Genomic DNA, 11,792 nt, shown 5'->3' on the forward strand with positions numbered 1-11,792 from the left:
GGTCGCCATGTCGTTTCGGGTCTTTGAGCCGGCCTATGTCTTCCTCGACGAACGGCTGAGCGCCTTCCTCGGGGACCGGCTGGGCGCGGTGATCGCCGAGGTCGAAGGCCCGCTGCGCATCGCCCTGGTCCTCTACATCGTCCTCTATGGCTTCGCGATCTTCCGGGGCGCGATCAGCGAACCGGTCATGGATTTCGCGATCCGCGCGATCAAGCTGCTGTTCATCTATGTGCTGGCCACCACCCCGGCCTATTCGGACTTCGTCACCGAGCCGCTGTTCCGCGACCTGCCGAACCTTCTGACGCGGGCCATCAGCGGTGCGGAGACGCCGAACGTCGGCGCGGCCTTCGACCAGTTCCTCGCCTACGCCGGCTATCTCGGAGAGAAGATCGGCAGCGAAGGATCGGCCTTCGACCCGTCGCCCTGGATCGTCGCCGCGGTCGTCTTCATCGTCGGCGCCCTGGCCTGCGCGCTCGGTTTCGGCGTTGTTCTTGTCGCCAAACTGGCGCTGGCCCTTCTGGTCACGCTGGGCCCCATATTCATCGCCTGCGCCCTGTTCGACGCGACGCGGCGCTTCTTCTTCGGCTGGCTGTCCCAGGCAGTGAACTACCTGGTCCTGTTCGCCCTGATCATCACCATCTTCCAGCTCGTCCTGTCGCTGGTCCGGGATCAGTGGGGCGCGATCGAGGGCGGCGACCCGATGGTCGGCGGCCTGATCTTCATCGCCCTCTGCCTGCTCGGCGCGATCTTCTTCCTGCAGACACCCGCGATCGCGGCCGGCATCGCCGGCGGCGCCAGCGCCGGGCTCGCCGACTTCGCCAACGCCGCCTCCCTGGGATCCAGCCCCAGCGCCGTCGCGCGGGGTCCTCTCGAGGCCAGCCGTCAACCGCCGCGCGGCGGCGGATCCATCCGTCCCACAGGAGCCCGCTGATGCCCTTTCTTCGAACATTGTCCCGCGTCGTATCGATCACCCTGGCGGTCCAGGCCGTGTCCGCCTGCGCCACCTTCCGGACCGCCGATCCGCCGGTCTGCGACGGCCGCCATCGTCGACCCGCCAATCCCTACGGTTCGATCCTCTCGCCGGCGGCGTCGCACACGCCCGCGCCCGCAGCCGACGCGGCTTCGTCCATCGATCCTGGCGCGGGAGGCTGCACATGACCGGCGTCCCCTCCCCCGATCTGAAAGCCTATTTCGCCGAAGCGCGGCGATGGGATCAGGACCGGCTCAGCGCCGCCATACGATCGCGCCGGCTGGCCTGGACCGTGGCGGCCGTGGCCGCCGGCCTGACCGTCGTCGCCGTCGCGGCGGTGGCGGTGCTGACCCCGCTCAAGACCACCGAACCCTTCGTCGTGCGGGTCGACCAGACCACCGGCGCGGTCGATGTGGTGCGGGGTCTCTCTTCGGCCGAAGGCCCGGCCACCTATGCCGAGGCCGTCAGCAAATACTTCCTCGGCCAGTACGTCCGGGCCCGGGAGGGCTATCTCGACCCCGCCGCCGAGGAAAGCTTCGCCCTGGTCTCGATCCTGTCGGGCGCAACGGAGCAACGCCGCTGGGCCGACCTCTATCGCGGCTCCAACCCAGCCAGTCCGCAGAATCTCTACGGACCTGAGGCCGAGGCCGTGATCGCCATCCGCGCCATTGGCTTCATCAATGAAGGCGTCGCCAATGTGCGGTTCCATCGCACGGTGCGTCAGGCCCAGCAGATCGTGGAGAGCGATTGGATCGCCACCATCGCCTTCACCTATACGCGCGCGCCGATGTCGGAGCCGGATCGCCTGCGCAATCCGCTCGGATTCCAGGTGACCTCGTACCGCGCCGATCCGGAGGTGGTCCGATGAGAACCCTGTTGATCGCCCTGGCCGCCGGCCTTGCGCTGACGTCGGGGCCGGCCTGGGCCGAAGAGCGCGACGCCCGGATGGTGGAGGTCGACTACGCCCCGGGCGCCGTTTACCGCATCGCCGGGGCCTTCCGTACCGCCACCCAGATCGTGTTCGGTCCGGACGAAGCCATCCGCCATGTCGCGATCGGTGACAGCGTCAGTTGGGAGGTCGCGGCCGAGGGTTCCGTCCTCTTCCTCAAACCCCGCGAACGCCTGCAGGCGACCAATCTGCTCGTGGTCACCGAACGCGGAGGCGCGACGCGTCACTATGCGTTCGAACTTGCGGCGCGAGACGCCCGCGATCAATCCTCCATCGCCTACCAGATCCGGTTCCGCTACCCGGCCGACCTCCAGGCCGCGACCGTGGCGTCGCTCGACGCCGCCGCCGAGGCGATCGAAGAGCGCGTGATCGATCTGACGCTCGACCAGGCGGCCCTCTCAGGCCCCCGCAACCTCGCCTATAGTGTCCAGGGCGCGTCGGACTTGCAGCCCAGCGAGGTCACCGACAACGGCCGCTTCACCGTGCTGAGGTTCCCGGCGAACCAGCCCCTTCCTTCGATCTTCGCTGTGTCCGCCGACGGCGAGGAAAGCCTGGTCCCCTTCGATGTACGCGGCGAGTTCGTGGTCATCCACGCGGTCGTTCCGGGCCTGCGGCTGCGCCGCGGCGCTTCGGTGCTGTGCATCTTCAACGAAGCCTACGACCCGCGCGGTGTCGCCACCGGTACCGGCACGGCCTCGCCGATCGTGGATCGAAGCGTGACGCAAGGAGCCCAACCATGACCGCCTCGCCCGAACCGAAGGACGCCGCCGCAGCGGAAGCTCGTTCCGAAGGCCAGGATCTGCCGCCAACGACCGACAGGGGCATATCGCCCATCGGCGGCCGTTTCGGCGGTCGCGGGTCCAAGGTCGTCACCCTGACCGCCCTGGGCCTCGGCTGCGCTGTCTTCCTCTTCGCCACATGGGATCGTGGCGAGGGGGATGACCAGAAGGCGGCGGCAGACGAACCGGCCCGGCAGGTCGTTCCGTTCGAACCGGCACGCCGTGATACCGAGCCGCCCCTGCTGACGGACCAGTCTTTCGATCCCGACGCACCGGTCCTGACGTCGTCGGACGAACAGGTGCCGGCGCTCGAGACCTCGCCCTCCCCTGCATCGAACGGCCCCTCGGCAGCCGAACGGCGCCAGACCCTGACCGACGAAGCGAGGCGGTCCCCGGTCCTCGCCTATAGCCGTCAAGGCTCCGGCGTCGCACCGACGGGCGTCCTTTCCGCTGCGGCTCTTGCGGCCGGGATCCCTGCGCCGATGCAGGCCCGCGTCACCCCGCTCGACGGCTTGCGCCAGACCTCGCCGATCGGTGAGGCGCGCGCCGGCCAGCTGGGGGATCGCAACCTCTTGCTGACGGCGGGAGCCTCCATCCCCTGCATCCTCCAGACGGCGATGGACAGCGCGACCCCGGGATTCGTCAGCTGCATCCTCCCGCGACACGTCTACTCGGAGAGCGGAACCGTGGTGCTGATGGAGCGCGGCACCCGGGTGCTCGGCGAATACCAGGGCGGTCTGCAGCAGGGCCGCAACCGGCTCTTCGTCCTGTGGACCCGCGCCGTCACGCCTGCGGGCGTCACTGTGGGCCTGGCGTCTCCGGCCGCCGACGCCCTCGGGCGCGCAGGCTTCGACGGCCGCGTGGACACCCATTTCTGGGACCGGTTCGGCGGCGCCCTCCTGCTGTCGCTGGTGGACGACGGTCTCTACGCCGCCGTCGGACGTGACGACGCGGTGCGCCAGACCGCGCGGGTGCCTTCGGACGCGGCCGGCGTCGCGTTGCAGAACTCGGTCGACATCCCCGCGACCCTGCGCAAACCCCAGGGCGCCGAGGTCTCCATTTTCGTCGCCCAGGACCTGAATTTCGCCGGCGTCTATCGGCTGAGCGCAAGATGATGGACGACACCGCCGTCCTGGAACACTACCTCGCGCCGCTGCGACCCCTGCTCGCGCCAGACGACGTGACCGAACTGGTGATCAATCGCCCCGGCGAGGTCGGGATCGAACAGGGCGGCGGCTGGTGCTGGCATGAAGAGCCGCTGCTCACCGAGACCTGGCTTAGGACGCTTGCCGTCGCCGCCGCCGCCTTCACCAAACAGGATGTCAGTGACGCCCGGCCGATCTGCTCGACGACCCTGCCCGGCGACGAACGATGCCAGATCGTTCTTCCGCCTGCGGCCCCGGCCGGCACGGTGTCCCTCACGATCCGCAAGCCCTCGCGCCGGCAGTTCGGCCTCGACGCCTTTGCGACCGGGGGATTGTTCGATGCTGTCGTCGCGGCGGATGACGCGTCCGCCGATCCGGTCGACGCCGAACTCCTCGCCCTGAAAAGATCGGGAGACTGGCCGGCCTTCTTCAAACTGGCCGTGGTCTCACGGCGCAACATCCTCGTCTCCGGCGCCACCGGCTCGGGCAAGACCACCTTCGCCAAGGGTCTGGTGGAGGCTATCCCCGACCATGAGCGCCTGCTGACGATCGAAGACACGCGCGAACTCGTCGTGCCTCACCGCAACGTCGTCCACCTGACCTATTCCAAGGAAGGCCAGGGCCTCGCGCAGGTCACCGCCAAATCCCTGCTCGAAAGCGCCCTCAGGATGCGGCCCGACCGGATCCTGCTGCAGGAACTGCGCGACGGCACGGCCTTCTTCTATCTTCGCAACGTCAACTCCGGCCATCCGGGCTCTATCACCACTGTCCACGCCGACAGCGCCTCTCTGGCCTTCGAGCAACTGACGCTGCTGGTCCGCGAGTCCGACGGGGGGCGCGATCTGCCGCGGGAAGACATTCGGGCCCTGCTGCACCTGCTCGTCGATATCGTGGTCCAGATGCGCAAGACCGATGGCCGGTTCCGCGTGACGGAGGTCTGGCATGACCCGGTTCGAAAACGCCAGCCCGGCCGCTAGGACGACGCTCGTCGTCATCGGTGTCATGCTCCTGCTGGTTCTGGCCGGAACCTCCACCGCGATGATCGCCCTGGCCGGTGTCGGGCGCCTGTCGCCGGACATCGATCCCGCCCGTGTTCCAGCCTGGCTATGGTACTATCGCGCCGACCCCGACCTTCAGCGCTGGCTTCGGATCGGCGGTCTGATCAACATTCTCCTCGCCGTCGTCATCGTCGCGGCGGTTGCGCTAAGCATTCGCCGTCCGCTTCATGGCGCGGCGCACTGGGCCGCTACGCGCGATCTGAAGGGGGCCGGGTTGGCGGCGCGCGAAGGCATCCTGCTCGGTCGGCGAGGTCGCTCATGGCTGATCGCCGGCGGCTCGGAGCATGTGATGCTCTACGCCCCGACACGCACCGGCAAGGGAGTCGGGATCGTCATTCCCAATCTCCTGACCTGGCCGGGCTCGGTCGTGGTCCTCGACATCAAGCGCGAGAACTACGAAGCGACGGCGGGTTTTCGAGCCGCCGCCGGGCAGACGGTGCTGCTGTTCGATCCCCTCGCCCCGGACGGCAGAACCGCGCGCTTCAACCCGCTGGCGCACATCACGCGATCGTCGGCTTCCGCTGTCCTGGACGAGCTCCAGCGCATGGCCGTCATGCTCTTCCCCGGTCACGATCATGCCGATCCCTTCTGGTCGGAAGCCGCCCGGACCGGCTTTATCGGGGTCGGGGGGTATGTTGCGGAAACGCCTGATCTCCCCTTCTCGCTCGGCGAGATCTTCCGGCAACTCACCCAGGGCGATGCGAGGGAACGGTTCCCCGGCCTGATCAAGGCGCGGGCGCTGGCAGGAGCGCCGCTGTCCACCGGATGCGCCTCGGCCCTGTCGGACTTCTGCAGTTCCAGCGAGAACACCTTCGCGTCCATCCGCCAGACGATCACCAGTCGAATGGGATTGTGGCTCAACCCCGCCGTAGACGCGGCGACGGCCGCCAGCGACTTTGACCTGCGTGACCTGCGCCAGGGCCGCCTGTCGCTCTATCTGGGCGCCTCGCCCGACAACATGCTGCGGGTGGCGCCGCTCTACAGCCTGCTCTTCCAGCAACTCGTCGACCTGAACAGCCGCCGGCTTTCCGGCCCTGACGATCGCCCCGTGCTGGTCCTGCTGGACGAGTTCGCCCGGCTCGGTCGCGCGCCCGTGCTCGCCGCCGCCTTCTCCTACCTCGCCGGCTACGGCTTTCGACTCCTGCCGGTGATCCAGAGCCCGTCGCAGCTCCGGACCCTCTACGGCCCCGACGTGACCGAGGACATCCTGACCAATTGCGGGATCGAGGTCGTCTTCGCGCCGAAGGAGCTGAAGGTGGCCCAGGAGCTGAGCGAACGGCTCGGCTACTACACCTATCAGGCCCGCAGTCGCAGCCGCCCCATGGGCCTCGGGTCCGGCCGGCGCAGCACGACGACATCCGATCAACGCCGGGCGCTGATGATGCCCCAGGAGCTGATGCAACTCCCTGAACGAAGCCTGATCGTGCTCAAGGCCGGGATGCCGCCGGCGCGCGGCGAGAAGATCCGGTTCTTCCGAGAACGGGTGTTCACTCGCCGGCAACGGCCGGCGCCGATCCCGCCGAGACGGCCCGTCGCGCCCGAGCTCGCCTCCGCCACCCCCGTCACACCAGCCCCAGCGCTAGAGGAGACTGATATGAGCTACGAGTCCGTGGTTCAGGCCTTCACCGAACAGGGATGCCCCCCGCCCGAGATCGGCGCCAGCGAGAACGAAGTCGCCGATTGGCTGGACCAGATCATCGACGCCATCGTGCCTGCTCCTGATCGGGACGACGACCGATGAGCCCACGCCCTGCCAAAGCGCCAGAACAGTCCGCCGAAAACACGGTGGCGCCGACACCCGCCAAAGGGGGCGACGCCCGATCCCGTACCCGGGGTGACGCGCCTCAGGCCATCTTGGATCGCTATCTGATCGAACGCGACCGCCAGGGTCGCCCGGCCCGCTTCTACCGGGATCACCGCGCCGCCGAACCGATGTTTCGGGACGAGGGCCGCAAACTGACGACGACGCTGTCCTATCCTGACGCCGTCGCCGACATGCTGAAGATCGCGCAGCACCGGGGCTGGACCGGAGTGCGGGTCTCCGGCGACGAAGGATTTCGTCGCGAGGCCTGGATCCAGGGGCGGTCTCTCGGCGTCGAGGTCAAGGGCTACCGGCCGCGCGATCGGGATCGGCAGGCGGCCGGCGAACCGTCCCTCGCCCGATCTCCGTCAAGCCGACACCTCGCCGAGCGGGCCGTTGAGGACCGACTTCGCGCAGCCTCGGTCGTGGTCAAACGGTTGATCGAAGACCCGGCAGCCCGGACGCGGCTGATGGAGCGCGCTGTCCAACGTCTGCACAACCAGGTTGACCCCGCCCGCACGCGAGATCGCGACGACTCACGCGACCGACGGTCCTGAAGGTACCCGCCCCAGCCGACCTCACAATTATCGCTGCGGTCGTGCTGGCCACTGATGTCTGCAAGGCATATGACCGGACTAGATCAGACTTTGGAAGCCGACATTCCTTAGTGGTTCGTCGCGCGATGGGCTGAGCGAGGTTGGAGACGACATGGGCAGGGACGGTGTCTTAGTCACGTCAATCGTCAATCAAGCCGCCTCAACAAGCCCGTCCTCGGTGGGGAGAAGTGTTGGATCAATGTGGATCAGCTCCTCCATGGCAGCCTCGGATGGCTCAAGAAGAAGCTGCAGCCACGCGGCATCTTTTTTGTTGTCGGGGTTGTCAGCGATGACGATGGACGTCCCCATCGGGCCCTTCGCTTTCACAGCCGCTCCTTTGATGAGGAACCCGCTGATCAACTGATCTTCGTTCTTCTCCTTCAGAAACTCGGACAGCTTGGCCTTGTCGTCATCGGACAACGTGTTGGTGTCGACGGTTCTAAGCGCGTCGACCAAGGCATGGATGAACGAGCGTCGAAGCAGAACCTTATGTCCCTGTCCGGCTTCGCCGCGTTCGGGAAACACGGTCGCCATGGCCCCCTCCTCTACCTTAATCAGCTCCATCGCGCTCGTGGCCTTGCCAACGGTTCGTCGTATGTGAACTGTTATCTTGGCGTCGACCCCCATGGTCGGCGCGACGGCGAGACCAATTCGGCTCAGATCCGTGAGGGCCATGCGCTGAACTTCCTGAGCATAAAGGGGTCGAAGACTGCCAAGAAACTCAAGACCCTTCACCTGCCGAAGCGATCCGGCTCCTTCAACGGGAAAGGTCATCAGGCGTTTTGGATTCCACCGGAGGCTGAAGGGCTTCTTTTTGTAGATGATGAACTGATCGGCGGAGGAACTGTCGTCCTGAAACGACTTGAGTTCCCCTTCCATGGCCAAGACGCGCTCGACCTTTGTCTTTCCTTTTCGAGGCACCAGATCGCAATCCGGCGTGATCACGACAAACGCGGTCTTCTTGGTCGGATGGACGAACAGATCGCCCAAAGCGTGCCGGGACCGATGCTTCGGCAGATGCTCGTCGACCTTGATACGATGGAATATCTTCGCAATCGCCGTCGAGGGGCCATCGAACGCCCCTTCGACGCCTTTGCTGAGATTTCCGTCGTCGAGTTTTTTGAACGGCTCACTTTGCCAATCCACGCTCTCAGCCGTCGATGCCCGCAGACTTTCTCCAAACAACCATTCGAGATAGTCGCCCATGCGCTCGCCTTCGCTGGCCAGGCGGAAGCGGAAAAGATAGGCGAAATCCTTCGGCTCGAGCTTGCCGATTTCGCCCAGTAGCGTCTGCAACGCCTCCTCAGCACCCTTGCGCCATTGCAACAGAGCTTGCTGCAGAACCTTGCCAAACACATAGCCCTGGCTCGTATCTAACAGCGCGTCTGCGGCTTCGTTCTGAATCTTGATGGCCCCGGCCGGCTGTTGGCTGATCCAGCCTTTCTGCAGGAACCGGAACCGAAGGGCGAGGACCCAAGCTCCCTTCTTCTCGACAGTCTCGCGGAAGTCATTGGCCTCCTTCTTGACCTGTTCAGACGACATGAGAACAATCGCAGGATGGTCGTCGGTGCAGTTCTTGAGAAGCTCACTGAGCAGATTGATGGAGGCGGCGCGCGCGCCCTTCTTGACGGCGGCTGTCAGCCCGGCGCCCACGGCGTCCTGACTCAGGTAGTAGTCGAGGAAAACCACCTGAGGACTAATCTCCTTGAAGCGCTGAGCCCCGTTCCCCAGGCCTGCGGTATGGACCGTCACGTCAGGCCCACACTTGCTCAACAAGGCAATCAGCGGGTCGAGCACGCCCAGGGTGACGTTCTTCAACGTCGCGAAGTTTCCAGGATCGAAGCGCGCCTCGCGCGTCTCAACGTATTTCTTGTAGAGCGCTTCCACGACCGCGGTCAGATCTTCCGAGTCCGGATTGCTTTCATTCGCGGCTGTCGTGGCGGCTGTGATCACATCGTCGGCGAGGCCGGCGGCCTGGCAGGCGTTGATACCATCGATGTCGCCCAGGAAGTCCAGCAGCTCGCCGGATATCTCAGACAAGACAGGCGCGTCATACACATCGTCGATGACGAGGATCTGCGTGATCTCGTTTTCGGTGAACGCGGCGACAATTCTCTTTTCGTGTCCCATTAGCGTCCCTCCGACCTAACCCATATCAAGAACGAACATGTTCAGGCGGTCCTTGCGAACGCGCCCGACATCGGAATCCATGTAGAGTTTCCAGCCGTGGTACTCCGCGAGCTCGCGCGCAATATACAACCCAAGCCCGCGGCCCTGCCCGGTCGGTTTGCTGGTGATGAACGGCTGGAATATCCGCTCTTTACGATCCTCGGCGACGCCCGGACCGTTGTCTTCGACGGTCAGGCTCCTGACCGCGGCGTCGAGCGTCACCGTGATTTTCGGATCAAAACCTGGCTGGAATCTTTCCTGCTGCTTTAGCCAGTAGGCGGAGTTCACGATCAGGTTTTCGAGAATCTGGATCAGCATTCCCCGCACGGCCTTGATGACCAAGGGGGTGTCCGGTCGATTGAAGACCAGACGTATCCCGTGACGGTCGAACTCGCGCGCGTGATTGGAAAGCACTTCGTCGGCGAGATCTCCCAGATCAAAGGTGCTCTTGGATTGCCGTTTCTCGCCTGTGAGCTCATCAAAGGCCGCGATACGCTTCTGCAGCGTCTTCAACTGCTCTCGCAGGGAATCGATCGTCGACTGGCGCAGGCTGCCCCCCGCCAGAAGATCCATCGTGTGGCTCACCGCCCGGTCGAGCTCGTGGAAAATGAACTCGGTCATCAGGCCGATGCCGGCCAGATAGACGAACTTTTCGCGCTCACTATCGGCCTCAGCGATGACCTTCTCGATCCGGTCCACGAGCGAGCTCGACTGGGCCGTCAGCCGGCTGACCGCCTTGTCGACGTCGTCCATCAAGGGCTCGGCACCCTCGCCGACTTCGGCGCGCAGACGCGCCAGAGCTTCATCGACCCGTTTCCGGGCGCTGTTGGCGAGCTTGGTGTCCTGTTCGGACTCGCGGCGCTCAATAAGCTCAATTTCATCAGCTTCGTTGATCAGGCCGCGCATCTCGGTGTGGACCACCCACGTCAGGATCTTTCTCAAGGCATCCGCAGCCTCAGACTGCATCAGACCTTCACGGTTGGTCTGCTCGCTGAGCGCTGTATGCGGCGTCTCAAGCAGGACACGCCCCATCACCTGCTGACGGTTGAGCTTGAAGCCCGAAGCGCCGAAAGCGTTTTCATCCAAGGCGAGCCAATCGTCGCTTGGATCTCCATAGGGCAGAATCCGGAACCCATAGCGGTAGAGCATCGGCCCTCCGCTCCAGTTGGAAACCTCCTGTCGGGTTTCGCGCATATTGCTGGTCAGCCCCTCGACGGCGTCGACCACGCGCCGGTTGAACCAGTAGATATCGGCCTTGAAGCCGCCCAGCGCTTGCAAGGCCGATGGCCTGACCGGCACGAGTTTGAAGGCGGCGTGCCCGCGTTTCGCCCGCCGCTTGACCGTACTTTGTGCGACCGAGTAGACGCCCGCGCCTCGCTCATCGAGCTCTATGCGACGATGGCGATACCGATAGTCCACGAACCCGGTCAGCACCGGTTCGTCTCCGTCAAACTTCAATTCAACCTGGCAATAGGCATGTGCGGACTGCAGGAGTTGAGCCGGAACCGACGGGACGGAAATCCGGACCCCGTTATGTCGGGCAATCAGCAGCTTGTTTCCCAGGCCGGGCTGGAAAGGATCGACCATTCGGGCAATCCGCCCCTGGAGCAAATCAGTGAAGCGGATCACATCCCAATCGCCGACCAGGCTGGAGATGACGACGCTTGTGCCCTGATCGGCGGCCGTGAACTTTTCCTCGCCTATCACGGGCTCGACGCTGATCTCATCAACCGTCTTGCGCGTGTCGTGCGAAAAGAGAGTCCAATCGATATCGAGGAGGTTCCAGTGGGTCTCGCCGGCTGTCGATGTCTTGACCTGAAGCCGATCACCCAGCCGCATGGCCGAGAGCCGACCGATGCCTTTGTCACCGAGATTCTTCGCCCCTGCGATGTTTTCAGTGCGCCGCGAACGCGTGCCGATCCGTAAGAACACGTCGGTCAGACCCAGAAGGGTCATCCCACTTCCCGTATCGCGAATCTCGATCGTATTCAGTTCGTTATAGGCTGCCATCAGGGCGCCGATAAATTGCCCACGGTCATCTCCGGTCGAGATGCGGGTCATGAACTGGACGGCGCGATCGCGCTGCACGTCGATCAAGGCGCTTTGCAGATAATCGCGAACTTCGGAGGTGGTTTTGCCGTCCTCGATCCGCGTCAGGGCTTCAACGAAGTCGGAATGCGTCAGGCAAACATCCACCAGGATCTCCACCTTGGGAGAGCCGGCGTCGACGGCGTTCTTGATTAGTTCGTAGAGCGCGACTTCATCAGAACTGATCAGTTCCTTGCCAAGCTCAAGCAGCGTCCGCGCCTCGAAAGTGAAGCTCAC

The 11,792-nt window shown here is 64.7% G+C and carries 10 protein-coding genes; 8 read left to right on the forward strand and 2 right to left on the reverse strand.

The features are described from left to right. The first annotated feature begins 7 nt into the window (after positions 1-7). The 8 genes from ACP7BH_RS06060 to ACP7BH_RS06095 are packed head-to-tail and all read left to right on the forward strand — an operon-like array spanning position 8 to position 7,259. The gene (locus ACP7BH_RS06060) at positions 8-931 is read left to right on the forward strand and encodes a type IV secretion system protein (RefSeq protein ID WP_134581280.1); all 924 of its coding nucleotides are present in this window, start codon (positions 8-10) and stop codon (positions 929-931) included. Next, positions 931-1,158 (forward strand): hypothetical protein, encoded by a 228-nt coding sequence (locus tag ACP7BH_RS06065; protein ID WP_134581281.1) that lies wholly within the window; start codon positions 931-933, stop codon positions 1,156-1,158. Before ACP7BH_RS06060 ends, ACP7BH_RS06065 begins: the two co-directional genes overlap by 1 nt. Beyond that, complete coding sequence (locus ACP7BH_RS06070; protein ID WP_134581282.1) at positions 1,155-1,838, forward strand: virB8 family protein; 684 nt, start codon at positions 1,155-1,157, stop codon at positions 1,836-1,838. Before ACP7BH_RS06065 ends, ACP7BH_RS06070 begins: the two co-directional genes overlap by 4 nt. An 8-nt stretch (positions 1,839-1,846) precedes the next feature. After that, positions 1,847-2,659: a TrbG/VirB9 family P-type conjugative transfer protein gene (locus ACP7BH_RS06075; protein ID WP_244093370.1), complete on the forward strand. Its 813-nt coding sequence runs from the start codon at positions 1,847-1,849 to the stop codon at positions 2,657-2,659. After that, on the forward strand, positions 2,656-3,813 hold the full coding sequence (virB10, locus tag ACP7BH_RS06080; protein WP_208542174.1) for a type IV secretion system protein VirB10: 1,158 nt from the start codon (positions 2,656-2,658) through the stop codon (positions 3,811-3,813). The genes ACP7BH_RS06075 and virB10 overlap by 4 nt, the downstream gene beginning before the upstream one ends. Further along, the gene (virB11, locus tag ACP7BH_RS06085; protein ID WP_244093371.1) at positions 3,810-4,820 is read left to right on the forward strand and encodes a P-type DNA transfer ATPase VirB11; all 1,011 of its coding nucleotides are present in this window, start codon (positions 3,810-3,812) and stop codon (positions 4,818-4,820) included. The genes virB10 and virB11 overlap by 4 nt, the downstream gene beginning before the upstream one ends. Next, positions 4,786-6,642, forward strand: coding sequence for a type IV secretory system conjugative DNA transfer family protein (locus ACP7BH_RS06090; RefSeq protein ID WP_425982952.1), 1,857 nt, complete (start codon positions 4,786-4,788; stop codon positions 6,640-6,642). The genes virB11 and ACP7BH_RS06090 overlap by 35 nt, the downstream gene beginning before the upstream one ends. Next, a complete protein-coding gene (locus ACP7BH_RS06095) occupies positions 6,639-7,259 on the forward strand; it encodes an LPD7 domain-containing protein (RefSeq protein WP_313633076.1) in 621 nt (206 codons plus the stop codon). Before ACP7BH_RS06090 ends, ACP7BH_RS06095 begins: the two co-directional genes overlap by 4 nt. 189 nt (positions 7,260-7,448) lie before the next feature. Here the strand turns inward: ACP7BH_RS06095 and ACP7BH_RS06100 are convergent, their stop codons facing one another. Both ACP7BH_RS06100 and ACP7BH_RS06105 read right to left on the reverse strand, forming a co-directional pair. Then, complete coding sequence (locus tag ACP7BH_RS06100; RefSeq protein ID WP_313633077.1) at positions 7,449-9,428, reverse strand: hypothetical protein; 1,980 nt, start codon at positions 9,426-9,428, stop codon at positions 7,449-7,451. Between the two features lie 15 nt (positions 9,429-9,443). Next, positions 9,444-11,792: an ATP-binding protein gene (locus ACP7BH_RS06105; protein ID WP_313633079.1), complete on the reverse strand. Its 2,349-nt coding sequence runs from the start codon at positions 11,790-11,792 to the stop codon at positions 9,444-9,446.

Origin of the sequence: Brevundimonas sp. TWP2-1, from assembly GCF_049897645.1 — a bacterium.
Classification (GTDB): Bacteria; Pseudomonadota; Alphaproteobacteria; order Caulobacterales; family Caulobacteraceae; genus Brevundimonas.